Genomic DNA, 23,922 nt, shown 5'->3' with positions numbered 1-23,922 from the left:
GGGTGATGGTTTCTGCACTCCCGTCGCGAGACAGTTCCACCGCGGAGGGTGCTGCGGTTGATGGGAGAAGTTCGTGATCCGCCGCGTTTCTGCAGTCGTCGTCGCCGTTCTGATCGCGACCCTGGGCCTCGCGCCAGCGGTCGCCTCGGCTTCCCCCGTGCACCCGGACTCAGCGACGCGGGCAGCGGGGTCTCCGGTCGGCTCCGCGTCGGCTCCGAACTCGGTGCATCTGAGGCTCCTGGAGCCCGCCGGCTACGTCGCGCCGGAGCACTCCGACGATTACACGCTCGAAGGCGTCAGCGTGCGGCTCCTGCCCGCCGACGGAGAGGGCGCGGGTGCCGACGGCCCGATCGTCGCCCAGACCGATGCCGACGGCGAACTGCTTCTTACCGACATCGAGCCGGGCAGCTATGAGCTGACGGTCGGGGACGTCGCCGACAGCGAGCTCATCGGCGGCAGCTACGCTCCCGACGGATCCCTCGGCGATCCGACTCGCGCTGAGGACATCGGCACCATCGTCGTCGGGCACGACCCCGTCGGCCTCGATCTCGTGCTCCGACGTGGCGGCACGATGGCCGGCCTCATCCTGGATTCGGCGGGCGCTCCGATCGCGGGCGCGATCGTGCGCGGCAACTACGACTCCGAGAGCACCTCTGATGAGAGCGGTGCGGTTCTGCTCCGCGGTCTCAGGCCCGGCTCGATCCGTCTCACACTCTCCTCACCGGCGGGCTCCGACGCGATCGGCGGCATCTGGCAGGGCGAGGGTCTCGGCGGTGGCGCGTGGGAGACCGCCGCCCTGGTCACGATCGCGGCCGACGGCAGCACGACCCCCTCGAACTTCACAGCCCGCCTTGCCGTCGGCCGATCCATCTCGGGTGTCATCGCGGATGCCTCGGGGATCCCCGTCGCCGGTGTGAGCGTCTCCAGCGACAACCCGGGCACGCCCGCCGTGACGACGGGAGCCGACGGCAGCTACACACTGCACGCGCTGCCGCCGGGGTCGTACCGCGTGCGCGCCACATCGACCGAACGCTTCCAACTCGGCGGGTACCTGCGCGCCGACGGTACGATCGTCGACGACTACTACACGGCGCGGAACGTGATCGTCGCGGCGGCCTCCGTCGAAGGGATCGACGGCAGGCTGGGTTCGGGCGGCGCCGTTGTCGGGCACATCGACCTCACGGCCGCGACATCCGGGTACATCTCGGTCGTCGCCACGATGCAGGGCAGCGGGACGAGCCGATACACCAACGCGAACGTCGTGACGGGCGAGTTCGAGTTCCCCGCGTTGCCGGCGGGTACCTGGAGGCTCACCTTCTCGGCCTCGCTGCTCGTCGGCGGAGGTGGCACAGGCACGGGCCTCGCCATCGGCGCTCAGACGGTCGTCGTGCAAGCCGAGGCCGTCACAGAGGTCGACGTCGTCGCAGAAGCCGGCGGCGCGATCGCAGGAAGCGTGAGGCTTCCGGATGGCTACACGGGAAGCGTGTCGGGAAGCGTGCGGGTGACCCCCGCGAACGAGCCCTTCGTGGGCGGCGTGTACGGAAGCATCGCGCCCGACGGCACGTTCACGGTCACGAGCCTCGAGAGCGGCGATTACGACGTCACGGTGCAGATCACCGGTCTGCCGGCGGCCAGGGTGAGCGGCGTGACGGTTGCCCGAGGACAGACGACGAAGCTCGATCCGATCGCCCTCACGCTCGGGCTGAGTCTCGAGATCATCGTGCACGACGGCCTCGGCGCCCCGCTCTCGGGCGCCTCGATCAGCCTGTACCGGTTCGGCAGCTCGGAGAGCGCCTTCGGAACGAGCGGGGAGGACGGGCGCGTGACGATCACAGGCCTCTCCCCTGGCAGCTATCAGTACTCGACGAGCCTCGGCGGCTACGTGGGCGGCTTCGGGACGGTCGAGCTGGCCGAGGGGCCGAACGGCCCCCTCGACATCGGTATGGAACAGGCCGCGACGATCGTCGTCACGACGACCTCCAACGGCGTTCCCTTCGGCGGCGCGCAGGTGAGCCTCGAACGGCTGGACGACAATGGCGGCGTGCTGTCGTCGATCATCGTCACGGACAGCAGGGGAACCAGCGTCGTGACGATGACGCCCGGCCGGTACCGACTGGCCTACGTCGGCAGCGCGTCCTCGTCGTGGGCGGGCACTCCGCGCTCCGAGATCGTCGTCGCGGACGCCGGCGTGAGCACTCCGCTGACGCTTGACATCTCGGGCAGCCGAACGATCTCGGGAATCGTCGCGACCGACGACGGCACGCCTCTCGAGTTCGCGACCGTGCGGTTGTACCTCGTCGACGAGGACGGCAACCGGCTGGGCGAGACCGCGGAGACGAGCGGAGCCGACGGCAGCTACACCTTCGGCCCTCTCATCGACGGGCGGTACCTCCTGTCCGCCGACTACTGGGTATCGGGAACATCGTTCGAGTACTTCTACGACGATGCGGAGTCGCTCGACGAGGCATCCGTGATCGCGCTCGACGACGAGCATCCGGCTGCGACCGTCAACCCGGTGTTCAGCCTGTCGTACGGCCTCACGACGATCAGTGGAACGGTGACCGGCCCGAACGGAGCGCCGCTCGTCGACGTCGAGGTGCAGTACGCGCAGATCCCCGAGGGCGGCGACTACCCGGATTACAGCACGACGACGAGAACGGGATGGGACGGCTCGTATTCCTTTACAGCCGTGCGTTCCGACCGGTCCCCGCGCATCGTGTTCGCGACCAACCCGGATTCGGTCTACACCCCGCAAGTCTTCTCCCGCACCCTCGACATCGGCCAGGGCCCGATCGTGCTCGACGCCCAGCTCGAGATCGGCGAGGTCATCACCGGCACGATCCGCGGCGGAACGCCCGACGACCCCGACGGCGACTCGCAGATGGTCCCCGTGGACGGCGCGACCGTCTACGCGAGCGATTTCGTGCCCGGCGCGGCTCAGCGCTACGCCTACACCGACGCCGACGGCCGCTACACGGTGGCCGGTCTCGCACCCGGGCGCGCCACCGATCTCTCGATCCAGCCTGACTACCAGGGCTATCACTTCCCACGCCAGCTCTCGTCCGTGTCGTCCGGAACCTCCGCCGATGCCGTGTTACGGCTCGGCGGTCGCATCGACGGCTCCCTCGGCTATCCGAGCGGGGACCGCTACGTCGAGGTGGGCGTGGACTCCGTCACCGGTGGTTCGAGCGTCGGCTGGGGCTTCAACCCGCAGCGGCCGGGTGAGCTGTACAGCGTCGGCCCGCTCGAGCCGGGCCGCTACGTCGTTCACTTCAGCAGCCCGTATTCCTCCGATCTGTTGGCCGACGACTACTACGACGGCTCGTTCACCCGCAGCGGGGCGACCGAGGTCGTGGTCGAGGCGGGCCGGTCCACATCCGGGATCGACACCGAGCTCGAACCGGGCGCCACGATCGGCGGAACTGTCGCGGCCGGCGGGGTGCCGCTCGGCGACGCGTCCGTAGAGCTGATCGTGGACGGCGAGAGCCTCGGGGGCACGACCTCCGATGTGAACGGAGATTACTCGTTCCCGAACGTGCTGCCGAGCGACGCGGCCGTCACCATCCGCGCTTTGTGGGACGGCCAGCCGATCGGGCCCGATGAGACCGTCACGCTCTCCGCCGGCCAGAACGTGCACGACATCGACGCCGCCGCCGAGTCGGTGCGCACCGTCATCCGGGGCACCGTCGTCGACGCCGACACCGGGGCTCGCAGCTGGGGTTCGATCACGGCGATCGACCGCGGCACCGGCAGCAGATCCTTCGGGCAGATCACCGACGGCGTCTTCGCCTTCGTCAATCTGCCGGACGGCGACTACCGCCTGTTCGTCGGAGCTGCAGGAGACCATCTCGGAGGCTATCTCGCCGAGGCCGGCGGCCTGCTCACGAGGGGCGATGAGGGGGCCCGGATCGTCACCGTCGTCGGCGGCGAGACCTATCTCGACGGACTCGAGGGCGCGACGGAGCCCGCCGCAGACATCTCCGGCACGCTGACGAACGCCGACGGCAGCGAGCCTGCGGCGGGCGCGTTCGTGACCCTGCGCAGCGCGGGCGCATCGGACGACGACGAGCTCGACAGAACCTTCGCCGACGAGGCCGGCCGCTACAGCTTCGGCCAGCTCCGCGCCGGCGACTACGAGGTCGTCGTCGGCCTGCCGGGAGAGGGCCTCTATCCGCAGCAGATCCTTCCGGTGACGACCCTCGGGATCGGCGCGTCCCGAACCGTGGATGCCGCGCTGCACCGTTACGGCTCGGCCACGATCCGCGTGGTCGACGTCGACGGAACCGCCGTCCAGGGTGCTTCGGTGCATGCATATGCGGGCACCTCGTCAGAGGGCCCGAGCGGGCACTGCGATGGAGACCTCTGTTCGGTCACCGGCTACACCGACGAGAACGGCTCCGTGAGCTTCGAGGCACTTCTTCCCCGTGATTACGATGTGATCGTCGACAGGGGCTTCTCGGGTGGCGACTACATCACGACCGAGTTCGGATCCGAGACAGGAGACGCTCTGGCGGTCGCACTCGACGGGCACGGCGATGTCGAGCGCACCCTCTCCCGGTACACGAGCATCGAGTTCTCCGCGAGCTTCGCCGACCCGCTCGAGGAGGACGATGTCGTCACCCTGACCCTGTACAGGGGCGGAGTCGACGGCGAGGTGGCCTACGAACGCGATTGGGACGCGATGAACGGCGCGTTCGGCGATGTCGTCGGCGGCATCGAACCGGGCGACTACACGGTCCAGATCTCGGCCACCGACTACCGCACGATATATCTCACGGGTGCCGGCACGAGCTCCGACCCCGCGGACGCCGTGCCTCTCGTCGTGCGCGGCGACGGGGTTCCGCTGGCTGTGTCCGCTGAGCTCAGCCGCGACTGGGTGGAGTCGACGACCGCGATCACGACAGCGCCGAGCCTGCAGTACGGCGAGGCCAGCACCGTCGAGGTCGAGGTCACGGCTGACCGCGACCGGGATCCCGGGCACGGGGAGGTCCTGCTCGTCATCGATGGCGAGGAGCGCGAGAGCACGGCTCTGGCCGACGGGTACGTGTCCTTCGCTCTGCCCGCCGACCTGAGTGTCGGCGGCCATTCGGTCGTCGCGCGGTACTCGGGCAGTGGCGACATCCGGCCGTCGGAGTCCGAGGCGGCCGTCGTCGATGTGGCCAGGGCCGCTTCAGGGCTGACGGTCACGAATCCCGGCGTCGTCGAATACGGCGGCGAGGGTGCGCTCGTCGAGGTGAACGTCGCCTCGGTCACCGGCGTTCCCGTGAACGGGACTGTGGAGATCGGGCTCGAGCCCCAGAGCGATGAGGACATGAACGAGGAGGTGTGGGAGCAGACCGTCGAACTCGTCGACGGCTTCGCGCAGGTGACCGCGCCGAACGACCTCGCCGTGGACCTGTACGACGTCGTCGCCCGCTACTCCGGCAGCGAGACCGTGCTCGATGCCGAGGGTCGGGGCAGCCTGTACGTTGTGCCCGCGACCACGACGGTGACCCTCACGGCGACACCCGGGGAGATCGACTACGACGACACGCTCTCCTTCGACGCGAGCGTGGACGCCGACGGCCTGTCGGTCACGGGCACCGTCACCGTAACGAGCGACGACGGCACTCTCGCGGCAGTGGCGATCAACGAGGAGGCGCACGGCATCGCGCACTTCGAGCTCGACGGCTCGGCGATCGGCGTCGGCGTCCGGGATCTGCTCGTGCGCTACGACGGCAGCGACACGCTCTCCCCGAGCACGGCCACCCGCACGGTCACGATCATCGGCGCGCCCTCCCAGACCACGCTGTCGCTGTCGTCGGCTCAGGCCGAGTACGGGGCCGACATCAGCGCGACGGTCGTCGTGGGCTCGGAGTTCGCGACTGCCCCCGAGGGCCAGGTCGAGCTCGTGTTCGACGGGGAGCACGTGCGCACGGCGAACCTCGTCGACGGCTCGGCGACGATGGCCTACGGCGCGGGCGCCGGACTCGGCAGCCACACGATCGTCGTGCGTTACCCGGGTAGCGGAGCGCTCGCCGCCTCCGAATCCGCCGCCCAATCGCTCGAGATCGTTCGCGCCGAGACGTCCGTGACCGTCGATCGCCCGTCGTCGACCGAGTTCGGTACCGCCGCCGCGATCGGCGTGCACGTGCGCACGGCCGCTGGCTATCCCGCCGACGGCATCGTGCGCGCCCTCGTCGACGGCGCGGATGCCTCCTCTGCGACCCTCGTGGGAGGCACCGCCTCGATCGAGCTCCCCGCCGACCTCGCCCTCGGCCTGCACTCCGTCGTCATCGGCTATGACGGCGACGCGAACTTCGGCGGCTCGGAGGCCGACGCCTTCAGCCACCGGGTGCGCAGCGGCCCCGCCAATGTCGTCGTGACCCCCTCGGCGACCCTTCTCACCCTCGGCACCCCGCTCGGTCTCGCGGTACAGGCCAGCTCGGCCGGCACCTCGCCCCTGCGCTACACCGTCAGCTACGGCGACGGCAGCGCCCCGGTCACGGGCGAGTACCAGACGCCCCTCGCCCTCGACCACCTGTACGCGGCGCCCGGAAGTTTCGCCGTGCGGGTCGAGGTGACGACGACCGAAGGCGCAGACACCTACGTCGCGGTCTACACCGCGCGGGTCACCGTCTACGTCGACGAGCCGCTCGCAGCATCCGCCGGCGACGCCCTGCAGGTGCGGGCGGGCGACACGGCGTGGTTCGACGCGAGCGGATCGCGTCCGAGTGCCGCGATCGTCGACTACAGCTGGGACTTCGGCGACGGCCAGGCCGGGTCGGGCGCGTATCCGGCCCACGGCTACGACGCACCCGGCAGCTACACGGCTCGCGTGACGGTGACGGATGTCGCCGGTGCGACGAGCAGCGCGGAGACCGTAGTGACCGTGGTCGAGGTTCCCGCCGCCACCGGCCTCTCCGTCACGGTTCGCACGGGCGGCGGGCTGCTCAGCGGCGCCCAGGTGAGCTATGTGCGGCCGGACGGCTCGAAGCTTCAGGCGGCGACGGGCGGCGACGGCGTCGCCACTCTGCGCGGGCTGCCCGAAGGCCAGAGCACCGTCTACGTCTGGGCCGATGGTTACGTTCCCCAGACACTGACCGCGACGGTGAACGGCGGGGTCGGCTCGGCCGAGGTCGCTCTCGCCTCGGGCGAGATCGGCTCCTCGGTCATCGAGCACCACAGGATGACCGTCGAGGAGATCGAGGAGGCGGACATCGATCTGACCGACCCCGACAACACCAACGTCTTCGAGGCCAACATCAACCTCCACTTCGAGCCCGTCGGCGACGAGGAGGAACCCGAGGAGACACCGTACGAGGTCGTCTACACGGAGCACTTCGGCGTCTACACGGTCGTGAGCGTCGGGTGCGGAGACGATTGCGGCTCGTCAGGCGGAGGAGGCGGCAGCGGCACCGGCGGCGGGATCGGGCGCCTCGCCTCGACTCCCGTCATCGAGGTCGTCGAGGGCCAGCCGGTCATCCAGTGGCTCGTCATCCCCGTGCGGGCCAGTTTCCTCAAGGAGATGTTCGAGGTCAAGCTCGTCGTCACCAACCTCGCGACGGGCTTCGACTTCACGGGCGGCGTCGCCGAGCTGAACCTCCCCTCAGGGCTGTCGCTCGCGAGCATGGTGGGCAGCAGTCAGTCGCTCACCCGTCAGGTCGCCGACATCGCCGGTCAGAGCAGCTCGAGCACGACCTGGTACGTGCGCGGCGACACAGAAGGCAGCTATCAGTTGAGCGCCAGCTACTCCGGCGTCGTCGACCCGATCGGCGTTCCCATCCGTCTCGATTCGACGACGGCCGAGCCGCTCAAGGTGTGGGGCGGGTCGGCCCTGTCGATGACGGTGACCGTCGATCCCGATGCCGTGCGCTTCGGTGCCTACCGCGTCTCCCTCACACTCACGAACGAGACCTCGGGGGATGACGCGACCGCCGTCAACAACCTCAGCTACGAGCTTCTCGACCGCCCTCTCGACGCTCCTGCCGAGCAGGCCGTCTACGTCTTCGCGCCGGGAACCGCGCTGTCGCAATGGGAGTACTCCCTGCCCGCCGGCGAATCGGTGACGACCGACTACATCCTCTATCCGGGCCTCGGCAACGAGGAGGTCGATGCTCTTAAGCTCGACCTCGAGAAGAGCTTCATCGCGCGCACCGGCGGCTCCGTGACCATCGAGACCCATCTGGCGGCGCACCGGCAGAGCACGGAACGCGGCGGTCTGAGCGGCGCCACCGTCAAGAACCCGAACGACCCCGACGTCTTCACCCTCAGCTGGGATCGGCCGTCGGGTGTCGTGAGCGGCTACACGGTGTGGACCCGGGACACCCTCGACAGCACCTCGAGCTGGCGCGTCGTGAGGAACGTCGACGCCGTCGACTCGAGCGTCGACTTCACAGCGGCCACACGGGGCCTCGGGCGCTACTTCACCGTGATGACCCGAGGCGGGGCGGCACCCCGGGCGGTGCATCCGCTCGTCGAGGGCCCGGTGAGCTACGCGGCGCTCGGCGACTCGTTCAGCTCGGGTGAGGGCGTGCCCGACTTCGAGCCGGGCACGGACACAGACAGGGAGGCGATGGGCGAGGTCACGACGGCGGCCGAGATGTGGAACTCGCTCGTCCCGAGCGAGCGAACCAACGAGTGCCACCGCAGTTGGCAGGGGTCGTACAGCCGGATCCTGAGCGCCGACCCGCAGCTCGACCTGGGTCCGTCGCTCTACGCGGCATGCAGCGGCGCCGTGACGAAGGACTTCGAGGAGCCGAACCCGAAGAACGACGACGAGGTGGCGCAACTCGACCGCCTCGACGAGTTCACCCAATACGTGACCTTCACACTGGGCGGCAATGACGCGGGCTTCAAGACGATGGCCACGGCGTGCCTGCTGGGCGAGACCGTGTGCGGTGCCGCGGGTGATGCGAGCGTCGCCGCGGGCTCCGTCGAGGAGTACTTCAAGAATACCTTCGACCTCGACGTTGTGATCGGCCAGGCCGCTGCGGTGGCCAAGGATGCCTACGGCACGGGTTCGAACGGCGCGAAGTGCGTCGCCACGGCGGGAGCCGCGTTCTTCTCCTGCGTGCAGACGGTGAGGAAGGGGATCGACCTCTTCAAGACGGTCACGCAGGATCCCGCTCGCATCGCCTCGCCCTCGTTCGCCTTCAGCGGTGAGCTGCGCCGACGTCTCGAGCGGATCTACTCCGAGGTGCTCGACGACGCGCCCAACGCCTCGGTCTACGTGGCGACCTATCCGCACTTCTCCACCGGCACCGGTGATGGTGTGCAGTGCATGGTCGCCCCTCTCGGACCGGGGCTCAGCCGCGCCGACCGCGAGCGTCTCAACGGTTTCGTCGACCAGATCAACGGCGCGATCAAGCAGGCGCGCGACAGTGTGAACGCCTCGCACACGGGGTCGGCGGGCATCACGGTCGTCGACGCCGACGACAGCGGATTCTTCGACGGCAAAGAGCTCTGCGTCGACGGCGAACGCAACCCGGACTCGGCGTTCCACCCCCTCATCAACGACGTGCTGAGCTGGCCGGGCGCCTACGACTCGGTGTCGTTCTCGTTCCACCCGAACGCCGAGGGCCAGCGCTCCTACGCGCAGGCCTTCGCGCAGACGATGAAGGCCAACCATCGCACGCTCGTCGTCCCGGTGACGAACGAGCCGGATACCGTCACGACGATCACGGTCGACGGCCCGATGAAGTCGATCACGGCGAAAGCCCCCATGGGCGAGCGGCTTCTCGACCTCAAGCTCGTCGACCCGGACGGCCGTGTCTACACGGGGTTCGCAGACGGCGCGACGACCGGGACGAACGCAGGGCACCAGTACATCACCGTGCCGGCGCCGGTCGAGGGCGAGTGGAGCGTTCGCGTCGCCCTCTATTCCTCGGGCGGCGACATCCTCTCGCGGGCCGGGCGCTCCCTCGCCGCGCTTGCCGGCACGGAGGTGGAGGACGCCTCCGAGAGCACCCGGATCACGGTGGACCTCGCCGAGGCGGACACGATCGTGCCCGTGCCCTCGGCCACCGTCATCGCGACGGCCGACGGTTACGTCTTCGACGCGTCCGGGTCGTCCGGTGCGGTCGCCTACGAGTGGTGGTTCTCCGACGACACCCGGGCGAGCGGGGCGATCCAGACCAAGAGCTTCGCCGAGGGCCTGCCCGTGGGCGGTGTGCTGACGGTGACGAGCGCCGACGGCACGACGACCCACTCCGACATCAGGCTCGACGGGGCACCCGTGCTCCCGTTGCTCGGCTATCAGGCCCCCGAGATCTCCGGCACGGCCGCGGTGGGCCAGCAGCTCGCCGTCAGCGACGGCGGCTGGTCCCCGCGACCCGCGCGCGTCGAATACCAGTGGATGCGCGACGGTCACGACATCGACGGGGCGATCGAGGCCTCATACACCCCGGTGCTCGCCGATGGGGGAGCCACACTCTCGGTGAGGGTCACGGTCTCCGCCGACGGCTACGCCGACACACAAGCGGTCGTATCGGGTGTCGTCGTCGACGAGATCCCGACGACGGTCGTGCTGACGATCGGGAGCACGCAGGTGTTCGGCACCCCGTTCGGCGCCTCGGCGCGCGTCGAACGCGGAGGAGCGGTGGCGCCCGAGGGCGTGGCCACCCTCATCGATCGGACGGATGCCGACGATGAGCATGCCATCGCGACCGCTCGCGTCATCGACGGAGACGCGGTGTTCGACACGATCGCTCCGCCCGCCGGCGAACGGCTACTCGCCGTGCGCTACCGATCGGACGACGAGTCGCGCGTTGCGACGAGCGAGGCGGTGACGGTGACGGTGGCGAGGGCGGCATCCGCCATTCGAGCCGTCGTCGGAACCGACCCGGTGCTCCTGGGCGCGACCGCGAGCATACCCGTGGTGATCGAGGCGCCGGGCGCGGAGCGGGGGCTCGCCCTCGGCGACTCCGTCTCCGTCGACGAGGCCGGTGCGACCGTCGCGACGGGTGTCGTGTCGTCGCTCGATCCCCCGAACGGCGGAAGCGGAGTGGCCGCGGTGATCGAGGTGCCCACGGGTGGCACGGACGGCCTGGGCGCCGGGGCGCACAGCTTGCGGGTGAGCTATGCGGGCAACGAGAACCTACTGGCCTCCTCGGCTTCCGAGAGCGTCCCGCTCTTCGTGCTCGTGTCCACGTCGGTCGACTCGGGCGATGTCGTCGTCGATTACGGCACGCGGGCGTCCGTCGAGGCCGAGGTGACCTCGGCATCCGCCGACTATCCCGGCCCCGATGGCGGAACGGCAGTGCTCACGAGCTCGACCGGAGCCTGGGCGCCGATCAGCGGGACCGTCGTCGGCGGCTCCGTGACACTCGCTCTGCCGCTCGATCTCGCAACGGGCGTCTACGACTATCTCCTCGATTACGGCGGCGACGGCTATTACGCCGCGAGCAGGGCCGGCGGGGCGATCGAGATCCGCGCGGTGACCCCTGCCGTCGAGCTCACGGCGCCGGGCACGCTCGTCCACGGCTCCTCCGCATCTGCCGAGGTCACGGTGACGGCGGGCGGGCTACGGCCCACCGGAACGGTCGAGCTGCGAGCCCTCAGCGGTGACGAACCCTCCCCGACCGACCTCGTGCTGGGCATCGGCGAGGTGAGCGAGACCGGTGCTGCGTCGATCGCGCTGCCGGCTCTCGACGCAGGATCGTACGGTCTCTACGCCGCCTACCGTCCTGGGACCGACACCCGCTTCGCCACAGCGACCTCCGCCACCACGGCACTGGATGTCACGCGCGCCCCCTCGAGCGTCACGGTGACGCTCGACGACGACTCGATCGACTACGGCTCTCCCGTCAGCGGAACCGTGACCGCTGCGGCCCTCGGTGCGGCGGCGCCCGGTACCGTGACGGTGACCCTCGGCTCGCAGACCGTGACCGCGACGGCCACAGCCGGGGGATGGGCCTTCGGCTTCCCCGCCGAGGCCGACCTCGGTGTCGGCAGCCACACAGTGACTGCGGCATTCGTGCCCTCCTCGCCCAACGTGGCTGCATCGAGCGGCGACGCGACGGTCGCCGTGGGACGGCTGCTCTCGCACACCACGATCGGGCTCGACCGCTCGACGATCGTGGTCGGTGCAGCGCCGATTCGTGCGACCGTCACGGTGCCCGAGGCTCACGCAGGCACGCTCGAGGTGAGCTGGAGCGGGCCCGTCGACGGCTCCGCCACGGTGACCCTGTCGGCGACGGGCAGTGGCAGTGCGCTGCTGCCCGCCGACCTTCCCGCGGGAAGCTACGCGGTGAAGGCCGTGTACGCGGGAACGGCCGATGTCGCGGGTTCCCAGGCCGGGACGACCCTGCTCGTGCAGAAGGCCGCCGGCCAGCTGCAGCTCGTACTCGACCAGCCGAGCGTCGTCTTCGGCGGAGCCGGCACGGCAGGAACCGTCTCCTTCGCCGAATCGTCGTCGGGTCGGCCCTCCGGGGTCGTCTCGATCGAGGTCGACGGAGAGCCGTTCGCGGTTCTGCCCCTCGGAGCGGATGGCCGGGCTTTCGCCGTCGGCGGAGCGTTGAGGCCAGGCAGTCACACGGTGACCGCGCGCTACGCCGGCGACGACGTGTTCGGGAGCTCCGAGGCATCCGCAGTGCTGATCGTCGAGAAGGCCAAGACGAGCCTCGACGTCGTGTGGCCGGGCGCTCAGGTCTTCGGAAGCGTCTCGGGCTCGGTCATCGTGACCGTCAGCGCGCCGGATGTGGTCGACGAGAACGTCGTCGACGGAGGCTTCATGCCGAGCGGAGTGGTGACGCTGCTGGTCGACGGGCAGCCGGTACTGACGTCGGCGCTCGACGCCGGGGGAGCGACGACGCTCGCTCTGCCGGGCGGGCTCGCCGGAGGTGACCACGTGCTCGTCGTGACGTACGAGGGGTCGGCCGACCTCGCCGCCGCTCGGGCCGCAGGCTCGGTGAGCGTCGCCCCCGCCTCCACGGCGCTCGTGCTCGACGCACCCGACGAGGCGGAGTACGGTCAGCCCTTCACCCTCGACGTCTCGGTCTCGAGCCCTGCCGGCTCGCCATCCGGCACCGTGACGGCGACGGACGGCGCCGGCTTCAGCGTGACCGTCCCGATCGCGGGAGGGAGCGCGGCGATCGCCATTCCGGCCGGACGCGCGCCGGGCGTGCACGGCTTCACCGTCGACTACGCGGGAACGGCATCCTTCTCGCCGGCCACGGCGACCCGAACGGTCACGGTCGTCCCCGTCCAGGCGACGGTCGACGCTCACCTGACGGGCGCCGCCGGACCCGATGCTCTCGCCGAGATTCGTGTCAGGGTGACGGCTCCCGGCCTCGTTCCCGGCGGGCGGGTCAGCGCGACGTCGGATGCCGCTGGTCTCGGTTCCGCACTGCTCGTCGGCGGCTCCGCGGTCATCCCCATCCCCGCGTCGCTGCCGGACGGCCGCTACTCGATCGTCGTCTCCTATGCGGGGGAGGAGGGCGTTCTCGCCGGCACGAGCGCGCCCCTGAGCTTCACCGTGGACCGGACGGGTGTTCCCGGAGGCCCGGGCGACCCGGGCTCGCAGCCGAGCGGTGCGACGGCCCAGCGATCCGTCGCCGCCGGGGCATCCCAGAGCATCGAGCTGTCGGGGCTCGTCCCCGGCGAGACGGTGCACGTGTACCTGTACTCCTCGCCGATCTTCGTCGGCTCGGCCGTCGCCGATGCCGAGGGCCACGCGACCCTCACCTTCACGGTTCCGGCCAACCTCGTTCCCGGTGAGCACCGCATCGAGGTGCGCGCGGACTCGGGCACGTTCTCGCTTCTCTTCGAGGTGACACCCGCGGCTGCGGATCCGGATGCGGGTGGGCCCGAGAGTGGCGAGCCCACTGGTCTCGGCGGGGAAGGCGCGGCCGGCGAGCCGGCAGCGGTGCCTCCCGCATCCGCGATGCCGGGCCGGATCGGGCGCACGGGCGCGGATGCCGACGGCGCGCTTGCGCTGGCGGGAGCGCTTCTGGCGCTCGGTGCGGTGCTCGCCCTCGTGGCGTACAGCCGGCGGCGTGCGCGGAAGGCCTAGTCGCAACGGGTGCTCGTGCGTTCGTGCGGGGCAGTCCGTGGTGCTCGCCGCCGGCCTCGGCGGAACGTGCATGGTGGGCACGCAGCTCGCCATTCACGAGGTCGACGGCTCCGACGCGGGTCTCGCCGGCGGGCTCGTGAACACGAGCCAGCAGATCGGCGCAGCGCTCGGCCTCGTGGTGCTCACGACGACCGCGACGGCTCCCACGGCCGAGCTCGAGAAGCTCGGAGTCAGTGCTGCGGATGCCGCGACCGCGGGCTTCTCCTGGGTCTTCCTCGGCGGCGCCGTCCTGGCTGTCGCGGGCGCGGTGGTCGCGCTGGCCCTCCGTTCGCGTCGCGGCTGACCCTCGCGGTGCCCGGGCTCAGGGAGCGACGACGAGGGGCAGAGCTTCAGCGCACGGGGGTGCGCTGCGGGTACGACGGTGCGCGTGCGGGCACGGGCCGGGGCCGCCGGGCGGCACGGGTGGCCGCCCGGATGCCGATCGCGACGAGCCCGATGACGGTGCCGATGACGGCGCCCGTCGTGTTGGCGATGATGTCGTCGGCGGTCGCGTAGCGGTTCGAGAGGAAGGTGTACTGCACGATCTCGATGCCGGCCGTCGCGACGAAGCCGAGCACGATCGTGAGCCACCAGCGCCGGGCACCGAGGATGAAGACGCCCAGGATGCCGAAAGGCACGAAGAACAGGATGTTGGCGCCGAACTCGACGATCGAGTAGTTGAGCCACGGCATCCCGTGCTCCTGCAGCCAGTCGATGACCCGCAGCAGGGTTCCGTAGCCGGCGCGGTCGACGGGCACCGGCCAGAACGCGATGAGGCCCACCGCGATCGCGTAGGCGACAGCCAGCCAGGAGGCGGTGCGTCGCTCGGGGATATGGGCCATAACCGCAGACTTTATTGCCCGGGAGTGGGCGTCTGCTGAAAGCGCGCTCCGTGTTCACAGCATGTTTACACGTGCGTGACGCGTGGGCGATGGGAGTTGGCGGCGGAGTGCGCGACGGAGTGCGCCGAGATGTTCTGCCTCACCGAGGGAATCAGTTGCGGCATCCGGGTGTTGCATGGTGGAGATGAAGCGTGTACCTCTCTCAGTCCTCGACCTCGCCAGCCGGCCCTACGGCGGCAGTAACGCAGACGCCCTCGCGGGCACGATCCGCCTCGCGCAGGAGGCCGAGCGACTCGGCTTCGAGCGCTTCTGGGTGGCTGAGCATCACGGCATGCCGGCCATCGCCTCGAGCGCGCCGGCCGTGCTCATCGCGGGGGTCGCCGCCGCGACGGAGCGCATCAGGGTGGGCTCCGGGGGAGTGATGCTGCCCAACCACGCTCCCCTCGTGGTGGCCGAGCAGTTCGGCACTCTGCGCGCCCTCTACGGCGACCGGATCGATCTCGGCATCGGCCGGGCGCCGGGAACCGACGGCGTCACGGCCATGGCGCTGCGGCGCAGCGAGCATGGCTTGAGCGTCGACGACTTCCCGCAGACCCTGCTCGACCTCATCGGCTTCTTCCACGGCGGTATGAGCGAGAGCAACCCGCTGCACACGATCACGGCGATCCCGGGGCTCGGCGACGCCCCCGAGATCTGGCTGCTCGGGTCGAGCGGCTACAGCGCCCAGGTCGCGGCCGCCCTCGGCCTGCCGTTCGCCTTCGCGCACCACTTCGCCGGCGAGAACACCGAGGCGGCGCTCGCGCTGTACCGGGAGAAGTTCGTTCCGGGTGGCTTCCTCGACGCCCCGCACTCGATGATCGCCGTCAACGTCATCTCCGACGACGATCCGGAGGTCGTGCGCGCGCAGTCGTTGCCCGGCATCCTGTCGTTCCTGCGGATGCGGCAGGGCGGCAAGCCCCAGCCCGTCTCGATGGAGGAGGCCCTCGCGTACGAGTTCTCGCCGCTCGAGCAGGATTTCGCCGACCAGCGCACGGCTCGGCAGGCGGTGGGCACCCCGGATGTCGTCGAACGGCGTCTGAGCGCGCTGCTCGAGTCGACCGGGGCCGACGAGATCATGCTGTCGTCGGGCGCGGCGACCCTCGAGTCGCGCATCCGCTCGCTCGAGATCGTCGCCGGGCTACTCCCTCCCTCCTAAAGTTCTCAAAACGACGGAGATTTCGCCTCGATCGGGCCCGTTTCGCCTGGAACTGGGCAATTGAGGCGAAATCTCCGTCGTTTTCATCGGGTGACGTACGGTCAGTCGGATGCACCCCGCCGCGCGAACGCGGGGACGGCCGGCGAGCTGAGCCACCCGGCGCGGCCGAGACGAGGCCGCAACCGGCTGTCGACGCTCCATGTGGAGCCGGCGGCGGCGTAGAAGAGCGCGAGCGACGCGAAGATGTAGCCGACCGACGGCCCGAGATCGGTCATGCCGTCTTTCCACGGCAGGTGGAAGCCTTCGGCGCCCGACCAGATGCCGAAGGAGAGCAGCGCGCTTCCGAGAAAGGCGACGTTGGAGAGCGTTCCCGTGATGAGGGCGATCGCGACGAGCGTCTCGATCACGGCGATGACGACGGCGAAGGCCGGAGGGTTCGCCAGGCCGACGGTGTTCCAGAGCTGCAGCCATTCGTGCACGACAGGCAGTTCGACGCTGTCGACTTTGCCGAGTTCGTCGGCGAGGGTCTCGCCGCCGATGAAGCCGGGCAGCCATTTGAAGATCGCGTCGATGGCCCAGAGCACCCCGAAGAGGATGCGCACGACGGCGGCGCCGCGCAACCAGCGGGTGCCGAAGACACCGGAGGAGCGAGTCGTGGGGGTGGAGCCCATCGTGGAGCCACGGGCCGGGCCCGCCGCGGAGTCGGGGCTCGATGGTTCGAAGGTGGTTGTCACCGGGTGCCTTTCGGTCGGTTCTGCGCCGCGACCGTGACCGACCGCGGTGCAGCTAGTTAGGTTTGTCATACCTAACAACGAGAACCGACCGAAGATGGTTCACCTCGGTTAAGAAAAATTGTCGAGGATTCCCGCCTTCCTGCCCTTTCCCCCTTAAAACGACGGAGATTTCGCCCAATACGGGCCTTTTTCGCCCGGAAAAGGTCGTTTGAGAAGGAAAGTCCGTCGTTTTGAGATGGGGACGGCGGGTGGGGCACGGACCACGCGCAAACGGCCTCCAGGGCACAGAGGGGCCCTGGAGGCCGTTTGCGGCCTCGATCGGCGCTACGTCGGGCCTAGACGAGGTCGTTCGCGCACCGGACGACGTCGCGCACGACGTCGCGACCGGGCGCGGTCTGGAGCGGGAGCCCGTCCCGTCGCGCGACGCGGAACTCCACGCGCTCGCCGGGCAGGAGCGTCTCGAGCATCCGGTCGACGAACAGCTCCGACGGCGGAACGTCGAGCGCGTCGCCGAGCTGGTCGGCGAGCAGCGCGACATCCCGCAGGAGCGTTCCGGCGGTGATCATCACCCGTAGCGCTCCGTCATCGAGCTCGGCGTCGAGCTCGAAATGCGGCGCGGGCAGTGTGCTCATCCGGTCCGGCCGGTGCGCCCAGACGGAGCGGCCGGCCGGCGAGTCGACGACGACGAGCTCGCTCGCCGGATCGTCGGGCGAGCCGATCGAGGCTGGAAGCGGAACCCGGCTGGTGCCGTCGGCGGGCACCTGCACCGTGATCTCCTCGGTCGCGAGCGTGCGCCCGTCGAGGTGCACCCGTCGTGCGAGCACGGTGACGGAGCGCGCATCCGTGCCGTCGTTGACCGTGACGAGCTCCAGCCCTTCCGTGCCACCCGGGTCGAGGGGGCCACCGGGCGACACCGGCTGCACGGTGACGAGCAGCTCGGCGAAGGAGCGGCGCAGCGCGTACCAGAGCGGCTTCTCGATGCCGTCGCCGTCGACGGCCGACCAGCTGAGCACGGGCCAGCAGTCGTTCAGCTGCCACACGATGACACCCGCGTTGCGCTCGCGGCTGCGCAGCCACTCGACACCCGAGGAGACCGCACGGGCCTGCACGAGCTGGGTCGCGAAGTGCCAGGTCTGCGGCGTGCGGGGAACGGGGAAGTGCGGCTGCAGACCGCGGGCCAGATTGTGCATCCCGTTGATCGCCCGCATGTGATGCACGAGCTGCGGATTGTCGGGCATGAGGTCGCCCTCGGGAACCGCGCGACGCAGGGTCGACCAGGCGGGCGCGCCGCACCAGCCCATCTCCGAGACGAACACGGGATCGTGCCGGCGATAGCCCGCGTAGTCGATCTCGTTCCACTCGTCCCACAGGTGGGTCGGGCCGGCATCCGGGTTGTTGGGGTCGATGTCGAGGCTTCCGCCCCACGGGCTGTTCGGCACGTAGGGCCTGCTCGGGTCGAGCTCGGCGACGATGCCCGGCAGCAGCTCGGTGTAGTAGTCGGCGCCCCACGCGCGGTCGCCGATGAGCTCCGGCCAGCCCCAGCCGTGCCATCCCATCACGGCCTCGTTTCCGCCGCACCAGATGGCGACGCTCGGATGACTCGACAGCCGTTCGATCGACTGCTCCGCCTCCCGGCGCACGAGCTCGGCGACATCCTCGTCTTCGTGGTAGACGGCGCAGGCGAAGAGGAAGTCGTGCCAGACGAGCAGGCCGCGCTCGTCGCAGCCGTCGAGGAACGAGTCGCTCGCGAAGACGCCTCCGCCCCAGACCCGCAGCAGGTTGGCCCCGCCCGAGAGGGCCTGGTCGAGCCGTCGGCCGAGACGCTCGTCGGTGACCTCGGCCTCGAAGGGGTCGTCGGGGATCCAGTTGTAGCCGCGGATGCGCACCCGTCGGCCGTTCACGACGATCGCCCAGCGGCCCGGCCGGTCGTCGACGGCGACCGAGCGCAGGCCGATCTGCCGATCCCAGCGGTCGAGGAGGCCGCCGTCGCGAACGAGACGCACCTCGAGACGGTGGCGTTCCTGCTCACCGAGGCCGGCCGGCCACCAGAGGGCCGGGTTCGCGATCTCGAGCCCGAGCCGCTGCTCCGCGACATCCGGATCGACCGGTGCCTGTGCCCGGGCGACGATCTCACCGCGCGGGTCGAGCAGGACGGCTTCGATCAGATCCGCCGCATCGCCGTCGAGACCGTCGACGCGGACGACCACGACGACCGAGGCCGAGGAGAGGTCGTCCGCGACGTCGACGAGCGGGCGCACCCCGGCGAGCCGCGCCGTGAAGCGCTCAAGCCGGATGGGCCGCCAGATGCCCGCGGTCACGAGGTGGGGGCCCCAATCCCAGCCGAAGTTGAACGCGGCCTTGCGCACGTGCGGGTACGGCTCGTCGTAGGGGCTCGGCAGCGGCCCGCGGGCGCGTTCGTCGGCCCAAGCGGCCTCCCATGCCGAGTCGAAGCGCACGGTGACCGTGTTCGTGCCGGGGCGCAGCAGCTCGCCGACGTCGAAGCGGTACTCGAGATGCTGATCGGCCGTGCGGCCGATCGGCTGCTCGTTCAGCAGCACCTCGGCGAAGGTGTCGAGCCCTTCGGCGACGAGCTCCGTGCGGGTGCCGGGTTCCGGCGTCCATTCGAAGGTGCGCGAGAACTCCCACGCCGAGTGCCCGACCCAGCCCTGCGCGAGCTCGCCGAATCCCACGTCGGGGTCGTCGATGAGTCCGGCGCGCAGCAGGTCGATGTGCACCTGGCCCGGGACGACCGCGGAGATCGTGGCGGGGAGGGCGGGGACGTCCGGCACACCGGGAGGGGTCTGCGTGCCACCGAGCAGGCGGAGCGTCCAGGCGCCTCCGAGGTCGTGGCGCTCCACCGCGCGGGTGGTGGCGATCTGCGTGTCGGTCATCCCTTCAGCGCTCCTGCCGTGAGGGCCTCCTGCATCCGCTTCTGCAGGATGGCGTAGGCGAGGTAGACGGGCACGAGGGTGATGACGGTGCCCGCCGCGAGCACGCCGAACCGCGTCGAATCCGAGATGAGGCTCGGCAGGGCGACCTGCACGGTGCGGATCTCGGGGGAGGTGCCGGTGATCGTCAGCGAGAAGAGGTACTCGTTCCAGAAGGTCAGAACCTGGAGGATCGTGACGCTCACGATGCCGGGCATGCTCAGCGGGATGAAGATGCGCCGAAGGATCGACCACTGACCGGCGCCGTCGATCGAGGCCGCCTCGACGAGCTCGGGCGGCACGGTCTTCATGAACTGCGTGAGCAGGAGGATCGACAGGGGCAGGGCGCTCGCGGGCAGGAAGAGCATCTGGAACTCGCGGGTGTAGAAGAGGTCGAGCTGGATCGCGAGGATGACCGTGGGGATGAGCGCTGCGAACGGCGGGATGAGGAAGCTGGCCGAGTAGACGCCCGTGATCGCGCGGGCGAAACGGCTCTCGCTCCGTGCGAGTGCGTAGGCCGCCGGGATCGCGAGCACGAGGGTGAGCGCGACCGCGACCACCGAGATGAGCACGGAGTTCAGGAGCGCCGTGCCGAGCTGGGCCCGGTTCCACGCCTGCGCGAAGTTCTCCCAGATGGGCTCGGTCGGCAGCCCGAACGGGTTCGTGAAGATCCCGATGTTGTCTTTCAGCGAGCTGACGAGCAGATAGTAGAGCGGGATGGCGAGCACGAGGGCGTAGAGCCACGCCAGGATGGTCGCCGCGGGCCCCGAGCTCGTCGGCGACGGCAGCCGCTTGCGGCGGCGCACGGGGGTGCCGGCGCGCCGAGCGGCGGGACGTGGTGCGGATGTTGCGGTCACGGTCGTTCCGTTCAGATCTTGGTTCGGAGGAGGCGGCGGATGAGCACCATGCCCAGCACGCCGACGACGAGGAGGATGATGCCCACGGCCTGGCTGTAGCCGAGGTCCTGCTGCGAGAACGCCTTCGCATACACGAGGTACGAGAGGGTCGTCGTGGAGGTGCCCGGGCCACCGCTCGTGAGCAGCAGGATGAGGGCGGCCGAGGTGAAGAGCGTCCAGAGGAACTGCAGCATCGTGAGGGTGGCGAAGTAGTCCTTGATCATCGGGAACGCGATCTGCCACATCTTGCGCACGCGGCCGGCGCCGTCGAGGTCGGCCGCCTCGAGGATCTCGGTCGGCACGCTCGCGAGCCGGGAGGCGAAGAGGACCGCCGTCCAGCCGATGCCCGACCAGAGGTCGACGAAGATGATCGCGCCGAGTGCCGTGGCGGGGTTCGCGAGCCACGCCGTCGTGGCGGAGTCGAGCCCGATCACGTCGAGCAGCCCGTTGAGGCCGCCCGTCGGAGAGAACACGCCGTAGAACATCGTGGCCTTGATCGAGATCGAGATGAGGCCGGGGGTGAAGAACAGCACGCTCAGCACCCGGTGGCCGCGCGGCTTCGAGTTGAGGAAGTAGCCGAGCATAAACGCGAGCGGCAGCATGACCGGGATCGCGACGGCGACCTGGACGGCGCTGTTGCGCAGGGCGTCGTAGAAGGTCGGGTCGCTGAAGACCCGGGCGAAGTTGTCGAGCCCGGCGAAGCTGGGCGTGTAGATCAGGCCCTTCCAGTCGAGGAAGGCGATGACGAACATGCCCGCGAGCGGCCCGATGGTGAAGACGAGGTACCACACCATCGAGGGTGCGGTGAGCCAGAGCAGGCGGTTCTGCCGGCCTCGGCGGCGGGGCAGGGGTGGTTCGGGGTGATCAGCGGGGGAGGCAGTCGGAGGAGCGAGCTGGTCCCGGCTCACGTGAGTCTCGATCACGGTGGTCCTTTCGCGGGGCAGGTGCGGGGACCGGCTGGCAGCCGGTCCCCGCACCATCCACGCAGATCGTTCGGATGGGGCTACAGAGTCGCCTGGTCGAGGCCCGCGCAGATCTCCTGCGCGTCGCCGCCGCCGTACGCCTTCGTGATCACCTGGATGAGCGGGTCGGACGACGAGCCGATCCAGACGTCGGGCAGCACCGCGTAGTCGACCGTGTCTCCGAGGTCGAGTGCGGCCTTCAGCAGCGGGTTCTCGGCCTTGTCGGCGAAGTCGCCGATGACGGGCGTGACGTTGTTGCCGTTCGTCACGAAGTCGGCGACCGCGTCATCCGAGTAGAACGCCTCGATGAGCTGGCGCACGAGGTCGACGCGGTCGGACTCGGCGCCCTGCTTCGTCACCATGAAGCCCACGCCCGTGAAGCCCTGGTAGGCGGTGGGCTGGGTGAAGGTGCCGTCGGCCGGAATGGCGAGGCCGCCGAGCTGGGTGACGTCCTGGATGTCGGTGCCCGCTTCGAGGGCGGGCGCGAACTCCCAGGAGGCGGCGGGCATGATGGCCGCCTTCTCGGCGAAGTACGTCGCGTACATGTCATCCGCCGTGTAGCCGGCGACGTCGTCGACGAACACGCCGGCGTCTCGCAGCTGGGTGAAGAGGTCGATGCCCTTCATGATGTCGTCGCTCTCGCAGTAGCCGCCCTCGCTCATGACCTTCTTCGTGGCGTCGGCGTCGGCGTACGACTGGATGATCTGGTAGAAGAGCTTCTGGCCCGACCAGTCGTTGCCGCCGACGATGAGCGGGGGGATGCCCGCCGCGCGGAGGGCGGTGGACGCCGCGATCAGGTCATCGGTCGTCTCGGGGACCTCGGTCACGCCGGCCTGGGCGAGCAGATCGGTGTTGTACCAGATCGGCCAGCTGAAGCCGCTGTAGGGCAGGCCCTGGAGCTCGCCCGAGGGCACGCTTCCGACCCGCCACTCGTCGAGCGCGCTCTCCTGGATTCGGTCGGCGAGACCCCACTCCTCGATCTGGTCGTCGAGCGGCACGGTCACGCCGGCGTCGAGCCATCCCAGGGTCTTGTCGTAAAGGTTGACGATGACGAGGTCGGGCGCCTTGCCCGCCGCGACGGCCGTCTCGACCTGGTCGTCGATCTCCTCGAGTCCGTCGGTGAACTCGACCTTGATGCCGGTGTCCTCGGTGAACTTGTCGAAGACGCGCTGCTGGATCTCGGCCTCGGTGCTGCCCGACGCCCAGCGAGTGACCACTGAGATCGTGTCGGACGCTGCCTCCGAACCGCCCGAGCCGGCACAACCGGTGAAGACGAGTGCCGGGACGGCGACGGCCGCGACGAGCGCGGCCGTTCGGGTTCTGCTGTGATTCATGGGGCTCCTTTGCTCGAATGCGAATCCCCAACAGCATGACCGACGAGAGGTCGGATGTCAATTACTTACATAACTAATTTATGTTTGTATTTTTCCCAGCACGGATGCCGATGCCTCCGTCACGGGCGGTGCAGTCGTCGACCCCCGCGCGACGAACTCGGCGCGGGGGGCCCGGATCGACTCGCTCGCTCGGCCGGCCTCGGCGTCGAGCACCGCGATGGCGATGAGCTCGCCGATGGTCTGCACGTCGTGGCTCATGGCCGAGAGAGGGGGCTCGGAGAGCTGGCAGAGGGGCGAGTCGTCCCAGGCGAGGATCGACAGCTGCGACGGCACGGAAACCTCGAGCTCGGCGGCGGCCGCGAGTGCGCCGATCGCCATGAGGTCGTTGTCGGCGATGACGGCCGTCGGCGGGTGCTCTCCGCGCAGGAGCTCGAGCGTGATCTCCCGGCCGCTGCGCTCGGTGTAGTCGCCCTCGTGGATGCTCGTCGCGGCGTCGCCCCGTCCGGCGAGCCGCTCGAAGGCCGACATGCGCAACCGGGTATGCGCCATGTGCGCGGGGCCCGTGAGGTGGGCGATCCGGGTGTGGCCGAGCTCGAGCATCGCCTCGACGGCGGTCTCCATCGCGAGGTCGTCCTGCGACCAGACGGTCGTGAGGCCGCCCGCGGTCTCGGGGTCGCCGCTCACGACCGCGGGGATCGCGAGATCGCGCACGAGGTCGACGATCGGGTCGTGCGGCACGAGGTCGATGAGCACGACGGCGTCGACGAGACCGCCCTCCGCCCAGCGGCGGATCGTCGCGGCGACCTCGGCGGCGGTCGGCACGATCCTCAGCAGGAGCGAGCCGCCGCGCGGCACGAGCACACGCTCGATCCCGGCGACGAGCTCGTGCATGTACGGCTCGGCGCCGAGCACCTCGGCCGGCTTGGCCAGTGCGAATCCCACTGTGTGATGCACTGACACCTCCCCGTCGTCCATGGTTGCACCCTGGTGAACTAACCTA

The 23,922-nt window shown here is 69.8% G+C and carries 10 protein-coding genes; 3 read left to right on the top strand and 7 right to left on the bottom strand.

Going from position 1 to position 23,922, the window contains the following annotated elements:
• Positions 1–73: 73 nt before the first annotated feature.
• Positions 74–13,993, top strand: coding sequence for an Ig-like domain repeat protein (locus CLV54_RS14260; protein ID WP_100345657.1), 13,920 nt, complete (start codon positions 74–76; stop codon positions 13,991–13,993).
• Positions 13,994–14,030: 37 nt separating this feature from the next.
• Entirely contained in the window at positions 14,031–14,336 is a 306-nt protein-coding gene (locus tag CLV54_RS14255) for a hypothetical protein (RefSeq protein WP_100345656.1), read from the top strand.
• A 46-nt stretch (positions 14,337–14,382) separates the two neighbouring features.
• Here the strand turns inward: CLV54_RS14255 and CLV54_RS14250 are convergent, their stop codons facing one another.
• Positions 14,383–14,874 carry a VanZ family protein gene (locus tag CLV54_RS14250; protein WP_100345655.1) on the bottom strand — a complete coding sequence of 164 codons (492 nt, stop codon included), beginning with the start codon at positions 14,872–14,874 and terminating at the stop codon, positions 14,383–14,385.
• Positions 14,875–15,058: 184 nt separating this feature from the next.
• Here CLV54_RS14250 and CLV54_RS14245 point away from each other — a divergent pair, with 184 nt between their 5' ends.
• Positions 15,059–16,069 carry an LLM class flavin-dependent oxidoreductase gene (locus CLV54_RS14245; protein WP_100345907.1) on the top strand — a complete coding sequence of 337 codons (1,011 nt, stop codon included), beginning with the start codon at positions 15,059–15,061 and terminating at the stop codon, positions 16,067–16,069.
• A 101-nt stretch (positions 16,070–16,170) separates the two neighbouring features.
• On the opposite strand, the gene CLV54_RS14240 is transcribed toward CLV54_RS14245, so the two are convergent.
• The 6 genes from CLV54_RS14240 to CLV54_RS14215 all read right to left on the bottom strand — a co-directional run bounded on the left by CLV54_RS14240 (position 16,171) and on the right by CLV54_RS14215 (position 23,864).
• Positions 16,171–16,803, bottom strand: coding sequence for a hypothetical protein (locus CLV54_RS14240; RefSeq protein WP_100345654.1), 633 nt, complete (start codon positions 16,801–16,803; stop codon positions 16,171–16,173).
• A gap of 335 nt (positions 16,804–17,138) precedes the next feature.
• Positions 17,139–19,694 carry a glycoside hydrolase family 2 protein gene (locus tag CLV54_RS14235; protein WP_100345653.1) on the bottom strand — a complete coding sequence of 852 codons (2,556 nt, stop codon included), beginning with the start codon at positions 19,692–19,694 and terminating at the stop codon, positions 17,139–17,141.
• Complete coding sequence (locus CLV54_RS14230; protein ID WP_211294564.1) at positions 19,691–20,587, bottom strand: carbohydrate ABC transporter permease; 897 nt, start codon at positions 20,585–20,587, stop codon at positions 19,691–19,693. Before CLV54_RS14230 ends, CLV54_RS14235 begins: the two co-directional genes overlap by 4 nt.
• A gap of 11 nt (positions 20,588–20,598) precedes the next feature.
• On the bottom strand, positions 20,599–21,549 hold the full coding sequence (locus tag CLV54_RS14225) for a carbohydrate ABC transporter permease (protein WP_211294563.1): 951 nt from the start codon (positions 21,547–21,549) through the stop codon (positions 20,599–20,601).
• Positions 21,550–21,629: 80 nt separating this feature from the next.
• A complete protein-coding gene (locus CLV54_RS14220) occupies positions 21,630–22,922 on the bottom strand; it encodes an ABC transporter substrate-binding protein (protein ID WP_100345651.1) in 1,293 nt (430 codons plus the stop codon).
• Positions 22,923–23,000: 78 nt separating this feature from the next.
• The gene (locus CLV54_RS14215; RefSeq protein WP_157802987.1) at positions 23,001–23,864 is read right to left on the bottom strand and encodes a LacI family DNA-binding transcriptional regulator; all 864 of its coding nucleotides are present in this window, start codon (positions 23,862–23,864) and stop codon (positions 23,001–23,003) included.
• Positions 23,865–23,922: the final 58 nt, after the last annotated feature.

It is taken from the genome of Compostimonas suwonensis (genome assembly GCF_002797855.1).
In the GTDB taxonomy this organism is placed as follows: Bacteria; Actinomycetota; Actinomycetes; order Actinomycetales; family Microbacteriaceae; genus Compostimonas; species Compostimonas suwonensis.
Note: the sequence above shows the minus strand (reverse complement) of the source record. Positions and strands in the feature narration are given on the sequence as shown.